This is a genomic window from Burkholderia ambifaria AMMD (assembly GCF_000203915.1).
Taxonomy (GTDB): domain Bacteria; phylum Pseudomonadota; class Gammaproteobacteria; order Burkholderiales; family Burkholderiaceae; genus Burkholderia; species Burkholderia ambifaria.
Genome location: NC_008391.1, coordinates 1,163,561 through 1,187,958 on the forward strand (window position 1 = coordinate 1,163,561; position 24,398 = coordinate 1,187,958).

Sequence of the window (24,398 nt, forward strand, 5' to 3'; positions counted from 1 at the left end):
GTCTCGTTCGCGCGTGCGTTCGTCTCGATGGCCGTCGATCGAAGCGCGTCGTTGTATGTCGCAGATGAGTTCCGACTGTCGCACGAAACGCGCATCGCACGCAAGTTTCGCGGGCGGGCCCGCACACGCGCGTCATCGGTGATGTCATGCGCCGCAGTCGTCTCTTTTGCCGCACACCGTAACAGGAACGACTGTTGCAACATGCGAAACAGGCGTTGCCTCACGTGACGCAACGACCACATTGTGGGCATAATGGCGTCTTTACCGCGCGCCCTGCTCATGTCGCCCGTCTTTCTAGCACCGCTCATCGTTGCCTGTGCGTTGTTCATGGAAAGCGTCGACGCGAACATCATCGTCACCGCACTCCCCGCGATGGCGAGGGACTTCGGACACAATCCCGTCACACTGAACATCGCGATCACGGCCTACGTGGTCGGCCTCGGCGTCTTCATCCCGATCTGCGGATGGCTCGCCGACCGCTTCAGCGCGCGCTCCGTATTCCGCACCGCGATCGGCATCTTCGTCGTCGGCTCGCTGATGTGCGCGGCCTCCAACTCCCTCGGCGTGCTCACGTTCGCGCGCTTCGTGCAGGGCGTCGGCGGCGCGATGATGGTGCCGGTCGGCCGGATCATCATCTTCCGCGCGGTGCCGCGCTCCGATCTCGTGCGCGCGATGAACTACCTCGCGATTCCCGCGCTGTTCGGGCCCACGCTCGGGCCGCTCGTCGGCGGCTTCATCACGACCTACCTGCACTGGCGGATGATCTTCTTCATCAACGTGCCGATCGGCATCTACGGGATCTACGTCGCCAGCAAGCACATCGCGAACACGCACGAGCCCGACCCGGGCCCGCTCGACTGGTTCGGCTTCCTGCTGTCGGCGAGCGGCGCCGCGCTGCTGCTGATGGGCCTCACGCTGATCGACGGCTCGCTCACGTCGCGCGGCAACGCGCTCATGATGTGCGCGGCCGGCGCGGTGATGCTCGCGCTCTACGTGCCGTACGCGCGCCGCAAGGAACGGCCCGTGCTCGACCTCAGTTTCCTGAAGATTCCGACCTACCACGCGAGCGTGGTCGGCGGGTCGCTGTTCCGCATCGGCCTCGGCGCGGTGCCGTTCCTGCTGCCGCTCGCGCTGCAGGAAGGCCTCGGCATGAGCGCGTTCCACTCCGGGCTGATCACGTGCGCATCCGCGCTCGGCGGCGCGGTGAGCCGCTCGACGGCCACCCATACGCTGCGCCGCTTCGGCTTTCGCACGGTGCTGATCTACAACGCCGCGTTCGCGGGGCTCGCGATCGCCGCATACGGCGTGTTCCATCCGGGCATGCCCACCTGGGCAATCTGGATGATCGTGCTGGTCGGCGGCATCTTCCCCGCGCTGCAGTTCACGAGCCTGAATTCGATGATCTACGCGGATATCTCGCAGGCCGACGCGGGCCGCGCGACGAGCCTCGGCAGCGTCGTGCAGCAGATGTCGCTCGGGCTCGGCGTGACGGTCGCCGGCCTCGTGCTGCACGTATCGCACTGGCTGCAGGGCCATCAGACGATGGTGTGGTCGGATTTCTGGCCCGCGTTCGTCGTGGTCGGGCTGTGTTCGTTCGCGTCGATTCCGATCACGCGGCGGCTGCCGCCGGGCGCCGGCGACGAAGTCGCGCGCGGCAAGCGGCAATGAACGGGCAACGCGGGCGGGAACGGGCAGGCGGCTAAAGAAACCGGAAAACCAAAAAAATCAGCGGACATCCACACGGGGCCGGTGCGTGGCCGTATGGATGTCCGCTCAGGGCTCCGGGTCTCTCGTTGGGGATTGAGAATCCCGGATCTGCTTCCTGCGTGCCATGGACATATGTGCGTCGGAAGCGGAATCGTTGCGCGCATCATTCGTCGCGCCATGTCCCACTATAGGGAAAGTCGCGCCGCGCATCTGTCAAGCATTGTCAGACGCCGCGCGCGTGCGGGCCGCACGTGTGCGCCGCTTTCGCGCTAAAGTGGTGCCCGACCGTCACCCTCAGCCGCCGCTCCGATGCTTACGCTTTCGCCTGCCGCCGCCCGCGCGCTGCATCTCGCCGCGCAGGGCCTGCTGACTCCGCCCCGCCGCAAGGCCACCAAGGCCGACGTGCTCGACACGATCCGCCGGATGGCGCAGCTACAGATCGATACCATTCACGTCGTCGCGCGCAGCCCGTATCTCGTGCTGTTCAGCCGTCTCGGCAACTTCGCCCCGCAATGGCTCGACGAACATCTCGCCGAGGCGCGCCTGTTCGAATACTGGTCGCACGAAGCGTGCTTCCTGCCGATCGAGCAGTTCGGGCTGATGCGCTACAAGATGCTCGATCCGTCGGGGATGGGCTGGAAATACGCGGCCGAATGGCACGAACAGAACCGCGCCGACATCGAACGGCTGCTCGCGCGGATTCGCGACGAAGGCCCGGTGCGGTCGGCGGATTTCATCCGCGAGGACGGCGTGAAGGGCAACGGATGGTGGGATCGCAAGCCGGAGAAGAAACACCTGGACGTGCTGTTCACGACCGGCGAGCTGATGGTGTCTGAACGCCGCAATTTCCAGCGCATCTACGACGTGCGCGAGCGCGTGCTGCCCGGCTGGGACGATGGGCGCGACCTGCCGCCGCGCGACGCGGTGCTGCCCGCGCTGCTCGACTATACGTGCCGCGCGCTCGGCGTCGTGCGCGCGGACTGGGTGGCCGATTACTACCGGCTGCCGCGCCGGTCGTACCGCGCGGAGCTCGAGCACCTCGCCGGCGCGGGCGAGTTGATTCCGGTGGAGATCGCCGGCTGGAAGGAGCCGGCCTACGTGCATCGCTCGCTCGAAGCGCTGCTGCCGGCCGCCGCGGCCGACACGCTGCGCTCGACGGTCACGACGCTGCTGTCGCCGTTCGATCCGGTGGTGTGGGACCGCCGGCGTGCGTCGACGCTGTTCGGGTTCGACTACACGATCGAGTGCTATACGCCGGCGCACAAGCGGCGTTACGGCTATTTCTGCCTGCCGGTGCTGCATCGCGGCCGGCTGATCGGACGCGTCGACGCGAAAGCGCATCGGGTGCTCGGCACGTTCGAGTTGAAGGCCGTGCATGTCGAGCCGGGCGTGCGGTTCGGCACGGGAATGGCGGCCGACGTCGCGAAGGCCGTGAAGCGGCTGGCGGCGTGGCATGGCACGCCGGACGTGACGGTCGCGCACGCGCCGCCCGAATTGATGAAGGCGCTGGCCGGCGCTTGAGGCTGGCAGATTCACGCCGAGCGCCGGGCGGCAATGATGCGCGTGGCGCGTGCCGCTTGCGCGTGTGCGGCGACGCGCTCGGTGTCAGCCGCCTGCTACCGCTCAGTCGCGCAGCTTGCGAAAACGCGGGGTGCCGTCCGGCAGGTTCTCGTTGAACATCGTTTCCGGGCGTACCCACAGGCCGCGCGCATGCGGCCAAAGATGCTCGTACACAACCACCGATTCCTCGGTTTCGGAATGACGGGCGACGCCGATGTAGCGATACAGCCCGCCCTTGTAGTGACGATGCGTGGCGAGCTGTTCGGCTTCCTGTTCGGTCATGATCTGCTTTCCTTCGGCAAAAACGAAAGCGCGTATTGTATGCGCTCGCCGCGCGTCAGCGCTTCGCGTAGATGTCGGGGCGACGGATCTCCATCAGCCGCTCGGGATTCGCGGGGGGGCCGAATCCGACCGGCCGGTACAGCTCATGCGCATCGGTCGTCGCGAGCATGATGCGGCGCAGGCTTTGCACCATCGGCTGCGCGAACACGTGATCGATCAGCGCGCGGCCGTAGCCGTTGCCGCGCTCGGCCGGCAACACGAATACGTCGCAGAGGTACGCAAACGTCGCGTGATCGGTCACGAGCCGCGCAAACCCGACGAGCCGGTCGCCGACATACGCGCCGAAGCACAGCGAGCCGTCGATCGCACGCTCGACGACGTCGCGCGGAATGCCCTGCGACCAGTACGCGTCGCGATGCAGGAAATCGAAGATCGCGTCGATGTCGAGTTCGCGCTTGTCGGTGGAAAATCTCAGCGTGGCGGATGGGGCTGCGGGCACGTCGGCTCTCCGGTCGGGTCGGGCGGAGCAGCAACGATAGCGCGGCGCGGGGTGGGCGACAAGCGAGGCTTGCACAACCCGTCGTGCAGGCAACGAAGCTGAATTCAGTGATATCGTCGGCAGCTCGATGAACCTGCCGCATCACTTCATGCCCTATCGACTCATCGCGTTCGACTTTGACGGCACCCTCGCCGATTCGCTCGACTGCTTTCTCGCGGCGCTCACAGAGGCGTCGCGCATGCACGGCTTTCGCGACGCGACGCCCGAGTTGCGCCCCGCGCTGCGCGGTATGTCGGCGCGCGAGATCATCCGCGCGCTCGAGGTGCCGATGTGGAAAGTGCCGAGCGTGACGATCGACATGCGCCGGCTGATGCGGCCGCGCATCACGCATGTGAAGCTGTTCCCCGGCGTCGACGCGACCTTCGATGCACTCGCCGCGCGCGGCATCCGCATCGCGATCGCGACGTCGAACACCGAGGACATCGTGCGCGACCGGCTCGGCCCGCACGCGAGCCGATGCGTCGATACGTTCGCCTGCGGCATTCCGCTGTTCGGCAAGGCGCGCCGGCTGCGTGCGCTCGTGCGCGAAGCCGGCATGCAGCCCGACGACGTGCTGTATGTCGGCGATGAAATCCGCGATGCCGAAGCGGCGCGCCGTGCGCGCATTGCATTCCAGGGCGTCGCATGGGGTTACACGGCCCCCGACGCGTTGCAGGCGCATTGCGCAACGCCATTGCTGCCGCATCTCGACGCACTGCTCGATCGCGTTTGACGGTGTGGTGCGAATGGCGCGCTCTGATTCGACGCATCGCGACGCACCCACCCGATACCCTCCCCGCAAGACGATGAAACACCGATCGATGAAACGCCGATGACACGTGCGCACATCGCATCCATCGCATGCGTGTCGCGCACGCAAAAATTGCCGCCACGATGCACGCGATAGGTACGCCCTACCTGTCCGCGCGCACACGCCTCGATTGGTCTTACCAACCGTTACACAAACCACAGCGCGGTTGCACCTGCTACGGGAGCGCTCTCCTAGAATCAGTCGGGCCGGGAAACACTTCGAACGCCGCCGCGGCAGAGCGGCGAACGAGTCCGGCCCGGGCGCGCCCGGTCTCTCGCACAGCCGCGGATCACGCGATCCGCCCATTAATCAGAGCCCCGATCGAGGAGGTCCCATGAATCGCTTTCCCCAAATCTCGCGCCTTGCATTGTCTGCCGCTGGCCTGCTTCTCGTCGCCGTGACGGCGACCGCGCAAACCGCTCAACCGGCGCCGGCCGCACCGACCGCCGCCACGCAAACGCGCATCCACGAAGCCGACCAGACCTTCATCACGGACGGCACGAAAACCGTGTCGACGCAGCGCGACGCCGCACGCATCGCCGATTCGCGCACGTCGGACAGCCAGGTGAAGGCGTTTGCGCAACGCGTGTCGACCGAGGATGCGAAGATCATCCAGTCGATGCGCGCGGCCAGCCCGCGCGGCATCGACGTGCCGGCCAACGACCCCGACACGACCGTGCTGGACAGCATCAAGACGCTGCGCGGCGCGGAATTCGACAAGGCGTACATCGAGCAGGTCGCGCTCGCCGGCCAGCAGAAAACGATCTCGGCATTCCAGGCCGAAATCGCATCGGGCCGCGACACGAAGCTGAAGGAAGTCGCACGCCAGTCGCTGCCGATCCTGCAGGCCCACTACGCGGAAGCGCAGAAGCTCGCGCAACGTCATCACCTCGCATCGGCGCAGTAACGCCAGTCACGCCAGTCAGGCGATAACCCGCCGCGCAACCTGCGCGGCCCCCCGCTTCCCTCTCGTCGCGTCGCCGTTCCCCTCTCCGGCGGCGCGACGCCTGCGGCACGCTTCGCGTTACGTCGCGAGCTTCGCCCGCAACCGTTCGCTCACCTCAGGCCATTCGTCGTCGATGATGCTGAAGCGCACCGAATTGCGCTTGCGGCCGTCGGGCATGATCCGTTCGTGACGCACGATCCCTTCCTGCTTCGCGCCGAGCCGCAGAATCGCCGCGCGTGACTTCTCGTTCAGTTCGTCGGTCGTGAACTGCACGCGCACGCATTTCAGCGTGTCGAACGCGTACGCGAGCAACAACCATTTCGCTTCGGTATTCGCGCGCGTGCGCTGCGCCGATTCGCTCAGCCACGTATGGCCGATCTCGAGCTTGCGATTGTTGCGATCGATCTTCCAGAAACGCGTGCTGCCGATCGCGCGGCCCGACGCACGCTCGACGATCACGAACGGCATCACCGTGCCGGCCGCGCGGCCTTGCAGCGCGGTGTCGATATAGGCATCGACCGTGTCTTCGCCCGGCACGACCGTGACCTTCAGATTCCATAGCTCACCGTCCGCCGCGGCGCCGAGCAGCGCCTGCCGGTCGGATGCATGGAGCGGCCGCAATACGACGCGCTCGCCGGTAAGCGTCGGTTGTTCGAGAGAAGACGAAGCGTCGGTCATGACGGGTTCCGTTGCCGTGAAGGTGACGAGGAGGAGGACGCCGTGCGCGGCGAAACGTACATCGAAACGCACATCGAACGCACATCGAAACGCCCATCATACGGCCGGCGTCAGCCGGGCAGCGCGGCGAGCCGTTCGCGAATCGCCTTCGCTTCGCCGCTCAGCGCATCGGCGAAGGCGTCGACGAGCAGGCTCTTCGGCCGGTGCTCGGGCACGATCACGCTGACGCGATACGGAAACGAGCGCGTGAGCGGCCGCACGTGCAGGTCGCGCCCGACGAAATCGAGCGCGGTCAGCGGATTGACGATCGCGGCGCCGAGCCCCTGCCGCACGAACGCGCACACCGACACGGCCGATGGCGTCTCGACCACCGAGCGCGGCGCGACGCCGAGCTGCGCGAACGCCTCGTCGATCAGGATCCGGTACGGGTCGTTCAGCGACAGGCTCACGAACGGACGATCGGCGAGATCCGCGAGATCGATCGCGCGCCGCGCGAGCAGCGGATGGCCGTCGGGCAGCACGCACACCTCGTCGACTTCGAGCAGCGGCGTGAGCACGGTGCCGGCCGGCGCGACGTCGTGTTCGGTCAACCCGAGATCGTAGCGCTGCGCGGTCAGCCACTCTTCGAGCACCGGCGACTCCTGCGTTGCGACCGACACGCTGACGCCCGCATGCGCGTCATGAAAGCGCCGGCACGCGCCGGGCAGGATCGCATGCGAAAACGCCGGCAGCGCGATCACCGACAGCTGCCCGTCGCGAAACTCGCGCAGCCGCGCGGCCGTCGCCGCGACACGCTCGAGCCCCACATACGCGAGCCGCACGTCGTCGAACAGCGTGAGCGCGGCCATCGTCGGCCGCAGCCGGCCATGCGAGCGCTCGAACAGCGCGAAGCCGATCACCTGCTCCATCCGCGCGAGCTCGCGGCTGATCGTGGGCTGCGACGTATAGAGCATCTCGGCCGCACGCGTCGTGCTGCCGGTGACCATCAGCGCGCGGAAAACCTCGATGTGCCGGTGTGTAAGCATGGCCTTCTATATCAGAAATGAATCGAACCTCGATAATCAGGCATTTTACTGGATAGACGAACAGGCGCATCATTCAGGCTGTCAGTTCATTCGCTCCGGTTCCTCCGCCATGTCCCTCGATTCCCGCCAGCTCGCGACGCTCGCGCAGCAATACGGCACCCCGCTGTGGGTGTACGACGCCGACGTCATCCGCGACCGCATCGCCCAACTGCGTCAGTTCGACGTGATCCGCTACGCGCAGAAGGCGAACTCGAACCTGCATATCCTGAAGCTGATGCGCGACGAACGCGTGTGCGTCGACGCCGTGTCGCTCGGCGAGATCGAGCGCAGCCTTGCTGCTGGGTTCAGTCCGGCAGGCGATCCGGAAGGCGTCGTGTTCACGGCCGACCTGATCGACCGCCCGACGCTCGCCGCCGTGCTGAAGCACGGCGTGACCGTGAACGCCGGCTCGCTCGACATGCTGGCACGCGTCGGCGAGCACGCGCCCGGCCATCGCGTGTGGCTGCGCGTGAATCCCGGCTTCGGCCACGGTCACAGCAACAAGACCAATACCGGCGGCCCGCAGAGCAAGCACGGGATCTGGATCGACGACGTGCCGCGCGCGATCGAAATCGTGCGCCAGTACGGGCTGAAGCTGGTCGGCATCCACATGCATATCGGCTCGGGCGTCGACTATGGCCACTTGTCGCAAGTGTGCGACGCGATGGTCGACCTCGTCACGTCGCTCGGCCACGACATCGAAGCGATCTCCGCGGGCGGCGGGCTGTCGATTCCGTATCGCGACGGCGAGCCGCGCGTGGACGTCAGCCACTACTTCAGCCAGTGGGATGCCGCGCGCAAGCGGATCGAACGGCATCTCGGCCATGCGGTGCGCATCGAGATCGAGCCGGGCCGCTTCCTCGTCGCCGAGGCCGGCACGCTCGTCACCGAAGTGCAGGCCGTGAACCACCGGCCGAAGCACGACTTCGTGCTGATCGATGCGGGCTTCAACGATCTGATGCGTCCGTCGATGTACGGCAGCTACCACGCGGTGTCCGTGCATGCGCCGGACGGCGCGCTGCCCGCCGGCCGACCGCTCGTCGACATCGCGATCGCGGGGCCGCTGTGCGAATCCGGCGACGTGTTCACGCAGGACGCAGGCGGCGTGGTCACGCACCGCAAGCTCGCGCAACCGCAGATCGGCGATCTGCTGTTCCTGCACGATGCGGGCGCGTACGGCGCATCGATGTCCTCGAACTACAACAGCCGGCCGCTCGCGCCGGAAGTGCTGATCGATCGCGGCACGCCGCGACTGATCCGCCGCCGGCAGACGATCGGCGAACTGCTCGCGCTCGAAACGTTCGAGTAACACGCACGCGCCTTCGCGCCGCGTTCGATCGACCGGACGCCAACGGCCACGCTTGCCGCTACCGGCATGCGTGGCCGTTTTGCTTTTCGGCGGTGGGTGCTCGGGGCAACCGCTCGAACATGGCGTAGCACCGAATGCTGCACATCGCGTGCAACCGCAGCAGATCGCGTGCACCGTGTTCGATGCACGGAGAAAAACATTCCACGCCGCGTGGAAAGTCCGTGCATTTTTGGAAGCACTTTCCTTTTTGACAAATCTAAGATTGCCCTCAGTCGTTCAGCATTTGCGTCACCGGATACGCATCGACGATGCAGCCGGTCTACCCCACTCGCAAGCCGCACGGGCACTCTTGACGTCCTCACCCGCCTAAAGGCAGGTGATTCCCACACCTGGCGATGCACGTCCGCATCGGAGAATGTTCAGCGCAGCGTTGATATCTCGATCATGCACGACACCACAGCCATCGCAGGCCCACTCTCTCATTCGCAGTCCCGCGATACCTTTCGGCCGCGTCGTGCTGTCTTTCGACCCGCACGCCGAACAGGACTGGGTAGAACCGCTTTCGTCGACTTCCTCAAACGTGGCTCCGTGCGCGATCGCTTTGTAGCGGAGCTTGTTTCGGAAGGACGACCAGGATGCGTCGTAGACGCTTTTCGCCATCCTGGTTCTGGCAAGTTTGGCGGCAGATACGTTGCCGACCGCGATGTAATCGAAACGCCGCACCAGATCGAGCGCGAGCTTGTGCTGGAAATCGGCACGGGCATTCGCCACTTTGGCGTGCAACTTCGCGATATGCCGCTTGTGCTTTCGCGCCCGTTGCGCTTTCGCCAGTTTCTCCGCCGCGCGTCGGCCGAATCGGTCATTGGGCAGCTTCTCGCCCGTCGAAAGTGTGGCGAAGTCTTTCAGGCCGAGATCGATGCCAACACCGGAACGGACCGGGCGGGCCTGAACATCGGGCATCTCGATCACGATATTCAAGAACCAGTTGCCGCGTGCATCCTGCGCAAAGTTGGTCCCATCCTTGATCTTGCCTTCAGGAAGTGGGCGGCTGTTGAACACGCGAAACGTGTTACCGGCAAAACGAAACGCATCGCCTTCGCGCTTCAGGTCACGCCCCTTCAGCGGCACCCAGCCCAGCGATTTCCTGCCGCGATAGCGCAGGTAGGGCCGACGGTGCTGACTGCGCGACTTCGCATATTGCTCGCACGTCGCGTTGATCGTGCCGGAGTGGATGCCGAGCGCCTTGCTGCTCCCCGTCGTCAGCACGTTCAGATCGAATCCCGTCGGCCATTTCTTGCTCCACTTGAGCGCGTGCTTCTGCGTGTCATTGCAGAAGTTCCAGACGTAGTTCACCGCACGGCTCTGCTTGTTGAGCAGTCCGTTGAGCGACTTCACGCGATAGCGGTAGACAAGGATCATGCCGGTGATCCTAACCCGTGGACGAAGCTGCCTGTCAACAGCACGCCTTTCCTTCCCGTCATCGATGGCGGGGTTTCTCGGAGCAAATTCTGATGAACACGATGCTTGAACTCTTCGCCGCGCACCGTTACGCCACCGTGCGCGAACGCATGCCGTAACGCATCGCGGCAAACGGCTCGCGGCCTCTCGCGCCGTCTTTCGCCGCACCTTTCCCGCGCCGCATTCCACTGCGGCCTGCTTCCCGCCCACGGCGACACCGCCCGTCGCCGCGGATACGTACGCCCAAAAATTTCGACAACGACGTTTCGACAACACCCGGAGACAACCATGAAGCCCTTCACCCCGACGCTCAAGCAAGGCCTCGCCGCCGCCCTCCTCTGCGTGGTGGCCACCGCGTCGCACGCGGCGGATCTGCTCGACACCGTCAAGCAGGCCGGCGTGCTGAAGATCGCACTCGAAGGCACCTACCCGCCGTTCGACTACCGCAATGCCGAAGGACAACTCGAAGGATTCGACGTCGACGTCGCGAAGGCGGTCGCCGCGCGGCTCGGCGTGAAGCCGCAGTTCGTCACGACGGAATGGAGCGGGATTCTCGCCGGGCTGCAGGCCGGCAAGTTCGACGTGATCGTCAACCAGGTCGCGATCACGCCGTCGCGCCAGCAGGCGCTCGATTTCAGCATGCCGTACGTGTATTCGTCCGCGCAGCTGCTGCAACGCCAGAACGACACGCGTGCGTTCAAGTCGCTCGACGAGCTGAAGGGCAAGAAGGTGGGCGTGACGATGGGCAGCAACTACGTCGATCTCGTGAAGACGGTGCCCGCGATCGATCTGCAGGTCTATCCGGGCACGCCGGAAAACCTGCGCGACCTCGCGGCGGGACGTATCGACGCGGCAGTCAACGACCGCCTGATGCTGAGCTACCTGATCAAGAACTCACACCTGCCGCTGCGCCCCGGCTCCGTGCTCGCCGGCGGCGAGGACCGGATGGGCATCCCGTTCCGCAAGGGCAATCCGAAGTTCGCGAAGGCGATCGACGACGCGGTCGCGTCGCTGCAGCAGGACGGCACGCTGAAGAAGATCTCGATGCAGTGGTTCGGCACGGACACGACGCGGCCGGTCGCGCAATAACGCAGCCGTCACGCGCCCGCGCGCCCGAACGCGCGGGCCGCGGCGGCACACGACACACAATCAGGAGACACGCGATGGAAGCACTCGATCTGGTCATTCATACCCTGCCCGTGATGGTGAAGGGCGCGCTGCTCACGCTGAAGTTCGCGGTGGCGTCGATGGCGCTCGGCCTCGTCGTCGGGCTCGTGGTCGCGATCATGCGCATCGGCAGCAACCGGCTCGCGTCCGGTCTCGCGCAGGGTTACGTCAGCCTGATGCGCGGCACGCCGCTGCTCGTGCAGATGTTCGTCGTCTACTACGGGCTGCCCGATCTCGGCATCACGCTCGATCCGACGACGGCCGGCATTTTCACGCTGACGCTCAACGCCGGCGCGTACCTGTCGGAAAGCATGCGCGGCGCGATCCTCGGCATCGGCCGCGGGCAATGGGCGGCCGCGCACAGCCTCGGCCTCACGCACGTGCAGACGCTGCGTTACATCGTCTGCCCGCAAGCGCTGCGCCTCGCGGTGCCGAGCCTCGGCAACACGCTGATCAGCCTGATCAAGGACACGTCGCTCGTGTCGGTGATCACCGTCACCGAGCTGTTGCGCTCGACGCAGGAAGTCATCGCCGCAACCTTCCAGCCGCTGCCGCTGTACCTCGCGGCCGCCGCGCTCTACTGGGTGCTGAGCACGCTGCTCACGCGGCTGCAGGGCCGCGTCGAAACGCGTCTGTCGCTGCCGTCCACGCATTGAGCCCGCGCATGTCATTCAACCCGAACCTCAACCACGGACAACCCATGATCACGCTCGACAACGTTTCCAAGTGGTATGGCAAGCATCAGGTCCTTTCGGCATGCAGCGCGGCGGTATCGAAAGGCGAAGTGGTCGTCGTCTGCGGTCCGTCGGGCTCCGGCAAGTCGACGCTGATCAAGACGATCAACGGACTCGAGCCGTTCCAGAAAGGCAGCATCGTCGTCGACGGGATGCGGCTCGGCGATCCCGCCGCGAAACTCGCGCAACTGCGCGCGCGGGTCGGCATGGTGTTCCAGCATTTCGAGCTGTTCCCGCACCTGTCGATCACCGACAACCTGACGCTCGCGCAGGTCAAGGTGCTCGGCCGCCGCAAGGACGAAGCGCTCGACAACGCGATGAAGCTGCTCGATCGCGTCGGCCTGAAGGCGCATGCGAACAAGTATCCGGGGCAACTGTCCGGCGGGCAGCAGCAACGCGTCGCGATAGCGCGAGCGCTGTCGATGAACCCGGTCGCGATGCTGTTCGACGAGCCGACTTCCGCGCTCGACCCCGAGATGATCAACGAAGTCCTCGACGTGATGGTCGAGCTCGCGCGCGACGGCATGACGATGGTGTGCGTCACGCACGAGATGGGCTTCGCGAGAAAGGTCGCGCATCGCGTGATCTTCATGGACCAGGGCGCGGTGGTCGAGGATGCGGCGAGCGATGCGTTCTTCGCCGCGCCGCGCTCCGAACGCGCACGCGACTTCCTCGACAAGATCCTGCACTGACCGCGCGACGCCCTCGCTCCGATTCGACTGAACTTCAAAGGACGCCATCTTGAATCCCCTGCATTCGCCCGACACCCTGCTCGCTCACGAAGGCCGCTCGCACGGCCAGCCCGGTTCGCCGGTGAACCCGCCCGTGTACCGCCAGTCGACGCTGCTCTTTCACGGCACCGGCGCGCTCGACGCCGTGCGCGGCACGCCGCTCGCGTACGGACGCCACGGCAGCCCGACCACGCGGGCGCTCGAAAAGGCGCTGGCACGCCTCGAAGGCGCACATGCCGCGCTGCTGACGCCGAGCGGGCTCAGCGCGATCACGACCGCGCTGCTCGCGGTGCTGAATCCCGGCGATCATCTGCTGATGGCCGATTCCGTGTACGACCCGACCCGCTCGTTCTGCGACGAGACGCTCGCGCGCCTCGGCATCGAGACGACTTACTACGATCCGTCGATCGGCGCCGGCATCGCGGCGCTGATGCGGCCGAACACGCGCGCGGTATTTACCGAATCGCCGGGCTCGCTGACGTTCGAGGTGCAGGACATCCCTGCGATCTGCCGCGTCGCGCACCAGCACGGCGCAGTCGTGCTGCTCGACAACACGTGGGGCACGCCACTGAATTTCCGCTCGTTCTCGCACGGCGTCGACGTGTCGATCCACGCGGCGACCAAATACATCGCCGGACACTCCGACGTACTGATGGGCGTGATCCTGACGACCGAAGCGCTCGCGCAGCAGGTGACGCGCTGCTACCGGCAGCTCGGGATGACCGTCAGCGGCGACGATGCGTATCTCGCGCTGCGCGGGCTGCGCACGCTGTCGGTGCGCCTCGAACGCCACCAGCGCAATGCGCAGGTGCTGACCGACTGGCTCGCGCGGCAGCCGGAAGTCGCGCAGATCCTGTATCCCGCGCGGCCGGGCGACGCCGGCCACGCACTGTGGCAGCGCGATTTCACGGGTGCGTGCGGATTGTTCGGCCTGGTGCTGCATCCGCAGCCCGACGAGGCGGTGCGCGCGCTGCTCGACGGCATGACGTGCTTCGGCATGGGCTACAGCTGGGGCGGCTTCGAAAGCCTGATCATCCCGTCGAATCCGTCGCGCCAGCGCACCGCCACGCAATGGAACGCGGCCGGCCCGCTGCTGCGCATTCACGCGGGGCTCGAGCATCCGGACGACATGATCGCCGACCTCGATGCCGGCTTCGCGAGAATGCGCGCCGCCGCGGCCGCGCTCGCGGAATCCTGAAATCTGACGACGCCACCTGCGTCACCGCGCACTATCTTTTTTCTTCCACGTTCAATCACCACCGATAGCGAGATCATCATGAAAGACACGCTGTTCATTCTCCGTCCCGGCTTTTTCAAGGACTCCGAAGGTCCGTTCTACTGCGGCGACTCGGTCGCCGTCGAAGGTCTGCTGAGCTTCTATCCGCAGCTGCGCGAGGCCGTCGCGGTCGAGTACGTCGACGCGCCGCGGCCGCGCCAGCCGATCGTCGCGCTGATCGGCGAGGACAATCAGTCGGCGCCGGTGCTCGTGCTCGGCGACGGGCGCACGCCGAAGGACGACGCGGTCGCGATTCGCGAACACGACGGCCGCCGCTTCATCGATTCGCCGGCCGACATCCGGCGCTATCTGTCCTCGCAATACGGCGTCGCGCACGTCGCGTAAGCACGCCGCGGCTGATTCACCGCCGGCAGGCGATCGGTACCTTGATCGCACTCGACACATTCGAGCAACACGCGTTCGGCGGCAGCAACGCCAACGGCCAGGCTTGCCGCTGCCGGCAAGCCTGGCCGTTGTGTTTTTCGGCGCGGCGCAGGCGTGCTGCTCGACGACACATGAAGCACGCCGTCGAAGTTGCCAAGCCTTCATGCGCAGTCGCACGACGCATGCGCGTCGCGTGACGCCGCCGCACATCCTGCGCCGCCTGCGTCGGCCGCATCCGGCGCCTGCTTCCCGGGTGTTCGGTCACACCGATGGCCATGACTTCCGCCGCATTGTTCACCCGCCGCGCGCCGCGCACAGTGGCCACACGGCTGCGCGTCCGCTTCGATCCGCGCGCCGTCTCGACGGCCGAGCGACGCCGGGTTATCGACAGGAGTGGACATCGTGCAACTTCGACTCACCACCGGCAGTGACTACCAGGACGATCTCGCGGCGCTCCGCGACACGATCCGTCGGAACGGCACGCGCGCGACGCGGCATGCCGTCGACCTCGTGATCGATGACGACGCCGGCGCGCCGCGCGTGTCGCTGCTGCTGAACCTCGCATGGCAAGCCGCGAAGAACAGCAAAGTCGTCGTGTTCGCGGTCGACCGCACGCGAACGCGCTGGCAGCGCGTCGCCGAAGCGCCGTGCGTGCGTTACCTGTCGAGCTCGGATCGCGAACGCGTCGCAATCCACGCGTTCGACGTGGACGTGCCGGGCGCGGACGGTACACCGTGACATGGGCGCCTCGCGCTTCGGCCGCTGGCGCGCGCGGCAGGCGATGCCGGCGGCGCCACGCGCACCGGACGATCTCGCCGCGCAGCTGTGCGACGAATGCGAGGCGATGGCGCGCTATGCGCTCCATCACGGGCTGCCGATCGAGCCCGAACTCGTCGCGCGGCTCGCGGCGCTGATCGCGGCCGCCTGTTCGGCCGGCGCATCGGCCGCCACGCCGCTGGCGCCCGCGCAGCAGCACGCGCTCGCCGCGATCCACCGCAAGCTCGCGACGCTCGTCGCGCCCGCGACGCCGCAAGCGGTCGCGCTGCTCGACATGCACCGGCGCCAGGCGCACCCGTTCGCGTGGCTCGGCCCGGTGCCGCTGATCCGGCTGCTGACTGGCTCGGCGCTCGGCTTCCTGCTCGCGGTCGTGCTGACGAGCCTGTCGCCGCAGGTGTCGGGCGAGAACATCGAGCGCGGCTTCCTGCAATCCAACGGCACGCAGCTGCTGTGGAACACGACTTTCCTGCTGTGCTGCGCAGGCCTCGGCGCCTCGTTCGCGACGCTGTTCCAGGCGCACCACTATGTCGCCGCGTCAACCTACGATCCGAAGTACGACGCATCGTACGGTGCACGGCTGATTCTCGGCGTGATCGCCGGCCTGATCCTCGTCGAGATGCTGCCGGCGCAGCTGTTCGCGCAGGGCAGCATGCACAGCTTCGGGCGGCCGGCGCTCGCGATGCTCGGCGGCTTCTCGGCGACGGCCGTGCACCGCGTGCTGCAGCGGCTCGTCGAAACGCTCGAGACGCTCGTGCAGGGCGATCGCTCGGCCGAGGTCGGCGCGACGCTCGCCGCGAATCGCGCGCGCGCGGCCGGCGAACGCGCGCAATGGCAGGGCGAACTGGCGGCGAGGCTGCTCGACCTGCAGCAATCGCTCGACGGTGCGGCGTCCGCCGACGTCGTCCGGGCGCGCCTCGCCGAGTTCACGCGCGCGATGCTCGCGGCCCATCCCGTCCCCTCGGCCGCGGACGATCCGCTCCCGCCCGACGCGCCCCGCCAATAGCGCGACGCCGAACTCGCGCGCCGGCCCGGCCGGTGCGCCCGTCACACGCATCAGCCGGGCGGATGGCAGGCCGGCGCAAACGGGAAGCCGGCTGAATCGGACGACACGTGGCGCGCGAGCCACAATGCGGCCTCGGTCCGGTTGCTCACGCCGATCTGGCGAAACAGCGCATACAGGTGGTTCTTGATCGTGCCCTCCGCGACGTTCAGCACGCGGCAGATCTGCTTGTTCGACTTGCCTTCGGCCAACAGGCGCAGCACGTCGCGCTGGCGCGGCGTGAGGCGCTCGAACGCGCGATCGTCGCCGGCCGGCACGCCGCCCGGGCGTGCCTGCGTCGCGCCGCCGTCGTTCGGCGGCACGTAGATCGCACCGGCTGCCACCCGGCCGAGCGCATCCGCGAACTCGTCGGCGCTCGCGTGCCGGTCGATGATGCCGGCGGCCCCCGCCAGCAGCGCATCGGCAATCGTGCGGCGGCACACGGCCGTCGCCACGCACAGCCACGGCGCGCCGGCGAACGTCTCGTGCAGCACGTTCGGCCAGCTCGGCCGCGCGGCGTGCTCGTCGCATTCGATCGTGATTGCCTCCACCGTCTCGGGCAGCAACGCATCGCGCAGGCGCAAGACGTCCTCGGGACAGCGAGCCGACCACACATGCCAGTTGACATCGCGTTTACACAGTACGTCCGCCACACCCGCGACGAATAACGGCGGGCTATCGATCATTAGAACGTTCATTGCGCGGTTTCCTCGAAATCGGGCTGCTCGGTTTGTTTTTTTTACTTCCCTACCCGGCGTTTTTTTACCGCTGTTTCACCCACCGCGCACTAGGCTCGTCGCTCCGTGACGAATGGCCTAATTCGTCCGCGCCGGGCCCCCGCCACGCGCGCCGATGCCCGTCGCGGGCCGGCCCGGGCCGCCGGCCGTGACGGACGTCATATTGGGTAACCGTTTTAAATTTCCTAACGTGAATAACGACAGCGAATTTCCGTTGTCTTCGACACGAAGAGGAGTTTATTCATGGACGCGAATTTCATCGGCTCGGTCATTAACGCTTTACCCATGGACCAAATGATCGCCGGCCCTTTAAAGGCGATGATCAGCGCGCAGACGCAGGCCGCGAAGAGCTACGCGGATTTCCTGATGCAGGTCTGCATCCAGGGCGGCAAGGCCGTGGCCGTCCAGTTCGACTACGACGAGACGCTGGTGGACGAAAGCGGCGTGTCGAAAGGCGTCGTGCAAAAGACCATGCGCATCCCGCTGCTCGCGGCGATCGTCCACCCGATCATCGCGATCGAGGAGGGCACGATCGACTTCGAGATGGAAATCACGCAGTCGGAGAAGTCGTCGTCGTCGACCGAGGCTGGCGGCGAATTCCAGGCGAAGCTCGGCTGGGGGCCGATCAGCGTCAGCGTGTCGGGGCGCGTGTCGCACAAGGCGGAGCAGACGCGCAGCACCGACACGCGCGCGAAATACTCGATCCATACGCAGGTGAAGCGCCAGTCGCCGCCCGAAGCGCTGATGCGCGTGATCGACTTCCTGACCGAAGCCGCGACCAAGCCGGTGGTCACCGAAGGCAACGCGAAGGACGTGAAGCCGCTGCCGGCGACGCCGACCGACGGCAAGCTGGTCGGCGACGCGTCCGGATCGCGCGGCAGCGCGGCCGCGCCGGCCGCTGCCGGTGCGGATGCCCGGCAGCCGGCGCACGCGTAAGCGCGTGGACCGGCCATGTTCAGGCTCTTCAGACGGTCGCGCCGCGCGGGCGGCGGCATGCACGGCGACGGGAATCCGCGTCCGGGCGGCGGCAATGCCCGGCAGGAATCCGACGGGCCGGTCCCGCCGCCGACCGCGCCGGCAGCGGGCCATGCCGGCGCGGATGCTGGCCCGAGCGCGGGTGCCGCTGCACCGGCGGCGATAGGCGCCGATCCCGCGCGCCACGTGCCGCCCGATGGCGCCGGCTGGCCGGCCGGCGCCGCCGCGGGCACGCATGACGCAGCGGCCACCACGCCCGACGCGTCCGCTGGCAGCCTGCCGCCTGCCCCACCTGCCCCGCCAGCGCCACCCGCCGCTCCGCCCGGCATGCCGGCCGACGACGCGCGCCCGCCGCCGCGCGGCATCGCGCTCGACGAGATCGCGCGCGGGATGCAGCACGCCGCCGCCGCCGCGAACCAGTTGCTCGCGCACCAGTACACGGCCGTGCTCGACCAGTTCTTCGACCTGCGCGACGACGGCCTGCTCGCGCCGCGCGAGGTCACGGTCGCGCTCGACGCGGAGCACACGATGCCGGTGCCGCTCGTCGCGCTCGCCACGCCGCGCGGGCTCGCGCTCGACCGGATGATCGTGCACCTGACCGTGCGCGGCGACTTCACCGAAGCGCTGCCGGCCGGCGGCGTCGCGGGCGACGACGACCAGCGCAGCCGCTTCTACGTGACGTTCGCGCCGCGTTCGGCGAAAAAGGACGCGCAGGGCAACGCGCGGCAGCGCGACACCGAGCATATCGACATCGAAATGCAGTTCGTGGCGCTGGCGCCGCCCGAAGCGATCATGCGCGTGATCGACGAATACACGCATCGCCTGGTGCCGCGCGCACGGCCGGGCAGCAAGGAGAACGACGATGGCGAACCAGCCTGAACGTACCGGTGCGCAGGGCATCGCGCTGATCAAGCAGTTCGAGGGGCTGCGCCTCGCTCGCTATCTCGACGCGGTCGGCAAGCCGACGATCGGCTACGGGCACCTGATCCTGCCGAACGAGCGCTTCACGCGCCCGCTCACGCCCGCCGAAGCGGAGGCGCTGCTGCGCCGCGACCTGCGCGGCGCCGAGCTGAACCTGCGCAAGCTGCTGCATGTGCCGGTCACGCAGCAGCAGTTCGACGCGCTGATGTCGTTCGTCTTCAATCTCGGCGCGGGGCGGCTGCGCTCGTCGACGCTGCTGCGCTACCTGAACGCCGGCGCGCGCACGCGTGCGGCCGACCAGTTCCTCGTCTGGAACAAGGCCGGCGGCAAGCCGCTCGCGGGGCTCACGAAGCGCCGCCAGGCCGAGCGCGCGCTGTTTCTGTCATGAGCGCCGTGACGCCGCACCGGCCGAACGGCACGGGTCGCCGCGCATGCCGTTCGCGCCATTTCGCAGGTCGTCGCGGGCCCGTAAGCTGAAACCGTCGCTGAAGTCCGGTCTTGCCGCACCCGATCCGTTACAACGATTCGTCATCCGCCATTCGCCACGACAACAGGAGCCTCGAATGAACATCACTCGCTCGCCCGGCCGCACGATGCCGCCCCGCTTCGCCGTTTCGCTTGCCATGCGCCGCGCGCTGCGCACTGCCTGCGTCGCGTTCGCCGCCGCGGCTGCCGTGGCTTCGGGCGCGCCGCAAGCCGTCGCCGCTTCCGCCGATACGTTGCCCGCCTATGCGGCCGACCTGCAGCGCACGTCGGTGTCGGGATTGTCGTCCGGCGGCTTCATGGCCGCGCAGTTCGACGTCGCGTTCTCGAGCCGGGTGATCGGCGCGGGCATCGTCGCGGGAGGCCCGTTCTATTGCGCGGGCGTGAACCCGCTGATCCCGCCGGCGGTGGCCGCGACCACGCTCTGCATGCAGCCGATCGGCCCCGCGCCGTCCGCGACCGATGCGTGGCGCGCCGCGCGCACCTTCGCGCAGCGTGGCGAGATCGACGATCCGGCCGCGCTGCGCGGCCAGCGCATCTACGTGTTCAGCGGCGCGAAGGATACGGTGGTGTCGACACGCGTCGTCGACCAGACCGCGCGCTTCTACACGCTCGCGCAGGTGCCGGCCGCGAACCTCCAGTACCGCGCATCGCCGGATGCCGGGCATGCGTTCATCACGAACCGTCCCGAGGACAACGCGTGCAGCGCGAACGCGAGCCCGTATATCGACAACTGCGGCTTCGAACAGGCGCACGACATCGTGCGCTGGATCTACGGCACGCCCGACAAGCCGCTCAATCCGCCGGCCGCGCAGGCAGGCGGCAAGCTGCTGGCGTTCGACCAGCGCGCGTTCGATCCGCGGCGCGCGGCGTCGCTCGGCGATACCGGCTATGCGTACGTGCCGGCCGATTGCGAGCGCGTGACGTGTGCTGTGCACGTGGTATTCCACGGCTGCGTGCAGAACGTCGCGGCGGTCGGCGAGAGGATGATTCGCGGCGTCGGCTACAACGAGATCGCCGATACGAACCGGCTGATCGTGCTCTATCCGCAGGTCGAGAAATCGGCCGTCAATCCGCTCGGCTGCTGGGATTTCTGGGGCTATACGAGCGCCAATCCGCTCAACCCGGGCTTCTACCGCCGCGACGCGCCGCAAATGGCCGCCGTGATGCGGATGGTGCAGCGCCTCGGCGCCGCGCGCCAGTAATCCGCGTATCGGCCGCCATCGCACCGACATTGCTCCTTCATCACGAGGAATCGCCATGTTCTCCACGTTCATCGCCCAATGGGAACGCGCGCACGCCGACGCGCTCCAGCTGTTCGGCAAGCTCGCCGCGCAGACGACCAGCACCGGCGGCACGCCCGGCGCCCCCGCGTGGCGCGCGTTCGCGCACACCGCGCTGCTCGCCGGCCACCGCTATTCGGATACCTGCCAGGCCGCGACCGACGCGTTGTGGCGCGGTCAGCTCGAACGGTTCGGGCTCGGCAGTTCGGCCGCCGCGGTCAAGGAGTTGGCGGCGCTGAACGCGGATCTCGCCACGCGCTTCACGCAGAGCCACCTGCAGCATGCGGGCGCGATGGCGGATGCGGCCGCGCAATACCTCGACGATCTCGGCCGCACGCGCGGGCCGGCCGATGCCGCGATGGCGCTCGGCCGCTTCGCCGGCGACCTGCAGGCGCAGGCGCGTGCGCATGCGCTGCACGTCGCGTCGCTCGCGAACGGCGTCCCGCCCGCGCTTGCACAGTGGGCCGACCGCACGCTGCGTGACGAACGCGGCACGCCCGATCAGGAGCAAGCGCTATGAACATCAAGCTGCGCTTCATCAATCGCTCGAACGACCTCGGCAACAGCGAAGTCGTGCTGTTCCAGCGCGACGTGATTCCCGATCTCGACGCATTCGCGATCGCGTGGAAGGTGATTCGCTACTGCGGGCGCGACTGCTTTCATCCGTTCGACTACTCGACCGACATCGACGTCGCGCTCGGCGACGAGCACGGCAACTTCTCGCCGCGCGTCACGGCGCCCGCCGGCGTGCGCTTCGTCGTGGACCCGCAGCCGACCGGACGCGGCCGGCTCGTGCCCGACCCGGCCGATGCAGCGGGCGGCGACATCGAGGTCGTCAACCGGATGCGGCGCGGCGCGGTGAACGTCAACGCGTTCAGCGCGGGCCGGCTGATCGCGGTGAAGGAAGCGGTCGCGCCCGGGCAGAAGGCCGTGTTCCGCTTCACGCCCACGTTGTGGATCGGCGTGGCGTCGCAGGTGCAGGAAAGCCGCGCGCTGCACGCGGCGGTGATGTCGAGCGCGAACACGCAGCTGCCGCTCGCGGGCGTGGCCGCGGCAGACATCGTGATGACGGGCGGCGGCACCGGCGCCGACGCGCAGCCGTTCGCGTTCGCGCTCGAGCACATCGTGCGCGCGTAGCGCCGCCCGATACCGTTTGGACCGGCTTGACGGCACGGCCTCGCGGCCGGGCCGGCGGGAAAGGTGTGCGGCAGACCGACTGCCGTTTTTTTCAAACTCAAGGAGCAACGACGTGGATATCCAACTGAACCTGATCAACCGCTCGAACGACGCGAACAACTCGAGCGTCGTGATCTTCCAGAAGAACGTGGCGACCGATTTCGACGAACTCGCGATCGCGTGGAAGGTGATCCGCAATTGCGGCCAGGGCGACAACCATCCGTTCAAGTTCCCGATGACGATGAGCGTCAGCGCGAGCGACAGCTGGGGCAACTACATGCCGCAGCAGATCGCGAACAACGGCCAGGTGTTCCAGGTCGTGCGCTCCAGCTCGGGCGACGTGCTGCAGCTCGGCGGCGATCCGGGCGCGAGCGCCGAGGTGCAGGTGCGCAACGACCTGCCGGCCGGCGCGATCAACGCGACGATCTACAAGGACGGCAGCGCGCTCGCGCGCAAGACGTCCGTCGCGCCGGGCCAGAAGGCCGTGTTCCAGTTCAAGCCGACGATCTGGATCGGCGTCGCGTCGCAGATCGAACAGGGCGCGCTGATGAATTCCGCCGTGATCTCCGACATCAACACGGAACTGTCGCTGCTCGGCATCGCGAGCGCCGACATCGTGATGACCGGCGGCGGCCCGGGCCCGCGCTCGCTGCCGTTCACGTTCCGGCTGGAAAACGTGGTGATGGCGTAACGGTTCGTGCGCCGGCAACGCATGGCCGGCGCCCTATCAATCAGTTATCCGAATCGAATCAAGGTGACTCATGGACATCAATCTCAACTTCGTCAACCTGTCGAACGACGTCAACAACAGCCAGATCGTGATCTTCCAGAAGAACGTGTCGACGGACTTCGACGAGCTCGCGATCGCGTGGAAGGTCATCACCAACTGCGGACGCGGCGACAACCATCCGTTCGTGTTCCCGTTGCTGACGACCGTCTCCGCGAGCGATGCCGACGGGAACTACATGCCGCAAAAGCGCGCGGACAACGGACAGCTCTTCAACGTGTCGCGCTCGACGTCGGGCAACGTGCTCGCGCTGGCCGGCCCGGCGCCGACGTCGCGCGAGATCCAGCTGCGCAACGACCTGAGCCAGGGGGCGATCACCGCGTCGGTCTTCAAGGACAACCGGCTGCTCGCGCACAAGACCGGCATCGTGCCGGGCCAGAAGGCCGTGTTCGAGTTCAAGCCGACGCTGTGGATCGGCACCGCGTCGCAGATCGAACAGGGCGCGGTGATGAATTCGGCCGTGCTGTCCGACATCAACACCGAACTGTCGCTGCTCGGGATCAAGCGTGCCGACATCGTGATGACGGGCGGCGGCGGCGGCACCACCGCGACCGCGTACCAGTTCCGGCTCGCGAACGTCGTGATGGGGTAAGCCGCGCACGCGCGACGGCGAACGGGCAGCACCCGTCACGTCGTCGCGCGCATGCGCGTCAGCCCGCGCGCTGCACGGGCGCCATCTTCGAGAAATATTTCGCACCCGCCACACACGCGACCACCACGACCGTCACGACGAGCATCGACGGCGGCACCGTCTCATGCAGCAGTCCGGCCGCGAGCAGGAAGCCGAAGAACGGCTGCAGCAGCTGCAACTGGCCGACGCCCGCGATTCCGCCGAGCGCGAGGCCGCGATACCAGAACACGAAGCCGATCAGCATGCTGAACAACGACACGTACGCGAGCCCCCACAGCGCGGCGGCGTCGACGCCGTCGAACGTCGCGGGCCACGTGAACCCCGTGAGCGGCAGCATCACCGGCAGCGACAGCACCAGCGCCCACGAGATCACCTGCCAGCCGCCGAGCTGGCGCGACAGCCGCGCGCCTTCCGCGTAGCCGAGCCCGCACGCGACGATCGCGGCCAGCATCAGCGCATCGCCCACCACCGACGCGCTGCCGCCGTTGCGCAGCGCGAACGCGGCCACCGCGCCGCTGCCGACCAGCGAGAAGATCCAGAACGGCAGCCGCGGCCGTTCGCCGCCGCGCCAGACGCCGAACAGCGCGGTCGCGAGCGGCAGCAGCCCGACGAACACGATCGCATGCGCGGACGTCACATGCTTGAGCGCGAGCGCGGTCAGCAACGGAAACCCGACCACGACCCCGAGCGCGACGATGACGAGCGACACGGTCTCGGCGCGCGTCGGCCGCTTCTGCTTCAGCGCGACGAGCAGCATCAGGCCGAGCACGCCGGCGATCGTCGCGCGCGCGAACGTGAGGAACAGCGGGTCGAGCCCCTGCACCGCGATGCGCGTCGCCGGCAGCGAGCCACTGAAGATGATCACGCCCAGCAGGCCGCTGAGCCATCCGTCGGTCGTCTTTTGCACGGGAAATCCTGGTCGAAAAATGGGTGGATGACCGATG

The 24,398-nt window shown here is 67.4% G+C and carries 27 protein-coding genes; 20 read left to right on the forward strand and 7 right to left on the reverse strand.

From position 1 onward, the window contains the following. The first annotated feature begins 279 nt into the window (after positions 1-279). Positions 280-1,668 (forward strand): MFS transporter, encoded by a 1,389-nt coding sequence (locus BAMB_RS21220; protein WP_045554961.1) that lies wholly within the window; start codon positions 280-282, stop codon positions 1,666-1,668. Positions 1,669-2,016: 348 nt separating this feature from the next. Continuing rightward, positions 2,017-3,228 (forward strand): winged helix-turn-helix domain-containing protein, encoded by a 1,212-nt coding sequence (locus BAMB_RS21225; protein WP_011659225.1) that lies wholly within the window; start codon positions 2,017-2,019, stop codon positions 3,226-3,228. A gap of 102 nt (positions 3,229-3,330) precedes the next feature. Here the strand turns inward: BAMB_RS21225 and BAMB_RS21230 are convergent, their stop codons facing one another. Both BAMB_RS21230 and BAMB_RS21235 read right to left on the reverse strand, forming a co-directional pair. Further along, positions 3,331-3,549 (reverse strand): DUF1653 domain-containing protein, encoded by a 219-nt coding sequence (locus tag BAMB_RS21230; RefSeq protein WP_011659226.1) that lies wholly within the window; start codon positions 3,547-3,549, stop codon positions 3,331-3,333. 55 nt (positions 3,550-3,604) lie between these two features. Continuing rightward, complete coding sequence (locus BAMB_RS21235; RefSeq protein ID WP_011659227.1) at positions 3,605-4,048, reverse strand: GNAT family N-acetyltransferase; 444 nt, start codon at positions 4,046-4,048, stop codon at positions 3,605-3,607. A gap of 148 nt (positions 4,049-4,196) precedes the next feature. Between BAMB_RS21235 and BAMB_RS21240 the strand changes: the two genes are divergently transcribed. Continuing rightward, positions 4,197-4,820 carry an HAD hydrolase-like protein gene (locus BAMB_RS21240; protein ID WP_041491672.1) on the forward strand — a complete coding sequence of 208 codons (624 nt, stop codon included), beginning with the start codon at positions 4,197-4,199 and terminating at the stop codon, positions 4,818-4,820. A gap of 412 nt (positions 4,821-5,232) precedes the next feature. Further along, positions 5,233-5,805 carry a DUF4142 domain-containing protein gene (locus tag BAMB_RS21245; RefSeq protein WP_011659229.1) on the forward strand — a complete coding sequence of 191 codons (573 nt, stop codon included), beginning with the start codon at positions 5,233-5,235 and terminating at the stop codon, positions 5,803-5,805. A 117-nt stretch (positions 5,806-5,922) separates the two neighbouring features. Here BAMB_RS21245 and BAMB_RS21250 read toward each other — a convergent pair whose 3' ends face one another. Both BAMB_RS21250 and BAMB_RS21255 read right to left on the reverse strand, forming a co-directional pair. Next, entirely contained in the window at positions 5,923-6,522 is a 600-nt protein-coding gene (locus BAMB_RS21250; protein WP_011659230.1) for a GNAT family N-acetyltransferase, read from the reverse strand. 110 nt (positions 6,523-6,632) lie between these two features. Next, on the reverse strand, positions 6,633-7,547 hold the full coding sequence (locus BAMB_RS21255) for a LysR family transcriptional regulator (protein WP_011659231.1): 915 nt from the start codon (positions 7,545-7,547) through the stop codon (positions 6,633-6,635). Positions 7,548-7,656: 109 nt separating this feature from the next. Between BAMB_RS21255 and lysA the strand changes: the two genes are divergently transcribed. Further along, positions 7,657-8,895, forward strand: coding sequence for a diaminopimelate decarboxylase (lysA, locus tag BAMB_RS21260; protein WP_011659232.1), 1,239 nt, complete (start codon positions 7,657-7,659; stop codon positions 8,893-8,895). A gap of 366 nt (positions 8,896-9,261) precedes the next feature. Here lysA and BAMB_RS21265 read toward each other — a convergent pair whose 3' ends face one another. After that, positions 9,262-10,314, reverse strand: a complete 1,053-nt coding sequence (locus BAMB_RS21265) for an RNA-guided endonuclease InsQ/TnpB family protein (protein WP_011659233.1) — start codon at positions 10,312-10,314, stop codon at positions 9,262-9,264. A gap of 327 nt (positions 10,315-10,641) precedes the next feature. On the opposite strand from BAMB_RS21265, the gene BAMB_RS21270 reads away from it, so the two are divergent. The 7 genes from BAMB_RS21270 to BAMB_RS21300 all read left to right on the forward strand — a co-directional run bounded on the left by BAMB_RS21270 (position 10,642) and on the right by BAMB_RS21300 (position 16,425). Further along, positions 10,642-11,442 carry a transporter substrate-binding domain-containing protein gene (locus BAMB_RS21270; protein ID WP_011659234.1) on the forward strand — a complete coding sequence of 267 codons (801 nt, stop codon included), beginning with the start codon at positions 10,642-10,644 and terminating at the stop codon, positions 11,440-11,442. A 74-nt stretch (positions 11,443-11,516) separates the two neighbouring features. Continuing rightward, positions 11,517-12,176 carry an amino acid ABC transporter permease gene (locus BAMB_RS21275; protein ID WP_011659235.1) on the forward strand — a complete coding sequence of 220 codons (660 nt, stop codon included), beginning with the start codon at positions 11,517-11,519 and terminating at the stop codon, positions 12,174-12,176. A 44-nt stretch (positions 12,177-12,220) separates the two neighbouring features. After that, complete coding sequence (locus BAMB_RS21280; RefSeq protein WP_041491502.1) at positions 12,221-12,946, forward strand: amino acid ABC transporter ATP-binding protein; 726 nt, start codon at positions 12,221-12,223, stop codon at positions 12,944-12,946. 49 nt (positions 12,947-12,995) lie between these two features. Then, on the forward strand, positions 12,996-14,183 hold the full coding sequence (gene metC / locus BAMB_RS21285; RefSeq protein ID WP_011659237.1) for a cystathionine beta-lyase: 1,188 nt from the start codon (positions 12,996-12,998) through the stop codon (positions 14,181-14,183). Positions 14,184-14,261: 78 nt separating this feature from the next. After that, a complete protein-coding gene (locus BAMB_RS21290; protein ID WP_011659238.1) occupies positions 14,262-14,606 on the forward strand; it encodes a DUF3088 domain-containing protein in 345 nt (114 codons plus the stop codon). Between the two features lie 441 nt (positions 14,607-15,047). Continuing rightward, positions 15,048-15,383 (forward strand): hypothetical protein, encoded by a 336-nt coding sequence (locus BAMB_RS21295; RefSeq protein ID WP_082089690.1) that lies wholly within the window; start codon positions 15,048-15,050, stop codon positions 15,381-15,383. A gap of 1 nt (position 15,384) precedes the next feature. Then, positions 15,385-16,425, forward strand: a complete 1,041-nt coding sequence (locus BAMB_RS21300) for a hypothetical protein (RefSeq protein WP_011659240.1) — start codon at positions 15,385-15,387, stop codon at positions 16,423-16,425. A 50-nt stretch (positions 16,426-16,475) separates the two neighbouring features. Here the strand turns inward: BAMB_RS21300 and BAMB_RS21305 are convergent, their stop codons facing one another. Further along, positions 16,476-17,159 carry a helix-turn-helix transcriptional regulator gene (locus BAMB_RS21305; protein ID WP_011659241.1) on the reverse strand — a complete coding sequence of 228 codons (684 nt, stop codon included), beginning with the start codon at positions 17,157-17,159 and terminating at the stop codon, positions 16,476-16,478. Between the two features lie 282 nt (positions 17,160-17,441). Here BAMB_RS21305 and BAMB_RS21310 point away from each other — a divergent pair, with 282 nt between their 5' ends. From BAMB_RS21310 to BAMB_RS21345, 8 genes are all read left to right on the forward strand, one after another. Then, positions 17,442-18,134 (forward strand): DUF2589 domain-containing protein, encoded by a 693-nt coding sequence (locus BAMB_RS21310; RefSeq protein ID WP_011659242.1) that lies wholly within the window; start codon positions 17,442-17,444, stop codon positions 18,132-18,134. Between the two features lie 15 nt (positions 18,135-18,149). Next, positions 18,150-19,052 (forward strand): DUF2589 domain-containing protein, encoded by a 903-nt coding sequence (locus BAMB_RS35965; RefSeq protein WP_227739314.1) that lies wholly within the window; start codon positions 18,150-18,152, stop codon positions 19,050-19,052. Beyond that, positions 19,036-19,482 carry a lysozyme gene (locus tag BAMB_RS21320; protein ID WP_011659244.1) on the forward strand — a complete coding sequence of 149 codons (447 nt, stop codon included), beginning with the start codon at positions 19,036-19,038 and terminating at the stop codon, positions 19,480-19,482. Before BAMB_RS35965 ends, BAMB_RS21320 begins: the two co-directional genes overlap by 17 nt. Positions 19,483-19,657: 175 nt before the next feature. Beyond that, on the forward strand, positions 19,658-20,782 hold the full coding sequence (locus BAMB_RS21325) for an extracellular catalytic domain type 2 short-chain-length polyhydroxyalkanoate depolymerase (RefSeq protein ID WP_041491503.1): 1,125 nt from the start codon (positions 19,658-19,660) through the stop codon (positions 20,780-20,782). Between the two features lie 55 nt (positions 20,783-20,837). Further along, the gene (locus BAMB_RS21330; RefSeq protein WP_011659246.1) at positions 20,838-21,380 is read left to right on the forward strand and encodes a hypothetical protein; all 543 of its coding nucleotides are present in this window, start codon (positions 20,838-20,840) and stop codon (positions 21,378-21,380) included. Next, positions 21,377-21,997 carry a hypothetical protein gene (locus BAMB_RS21335; protein WP_011659247.1) on the forward strand — a complete coding sequence of 207 codons (621 nt, stop codon included), beginning with the start codon at positions 21,377-21,379 and terminating at the stop codon, positions 21,995-21,997. Before BAMB_RS21330 ends, BAMB_RS21335 begins: the two co-directional genes overlap by 4 nt. 112 nt (positions 21,998-22,109) lie before the next feature. Then, the gene (locus BAMB_RS21340) at positions 22,110-22,727 is read left to right on the forward strand and encodes a hypothetical protein (RefSeq protein ID WP_011659248.1); all 618 of its coding nucleotides are present in this window, start codon (positions 22,110-22,112) and stop codon (positions 22,725-22,727) included. A 70-nt stretch (positions 22,728-22,797) separates the two neighbouring features. Further along, positions 22,798-23,415: a hypothetical protein gene (locus tag BAMB_RS21345; RefSeq protein ID WP_011659249.1), complete on the forward strand. Its 618-nt coding sequence runs from the start codon at positions 22,798-22,800 to the stop codon at positions 23,413-23,415. Positions 23,416-23,473: 58 nt separating this feature from the next. Here BAMB_RS21345 and BAMB_RS21350 read toward each other — a convergent pair whose 3' ends face one another. Further along, positions 23,474-24,361: a DMT family transporter gene (locus tag BAMB_RS21350; protein ID WP_011659250.1), complete on the reverse strand. Its 888-nt coding sequence runs from the start codon at positions 24,359-24,361 to the stop codon at positions 23,474-23,476. Positions 24,362-24,398 lie beyond the last annotated feature (37 nt).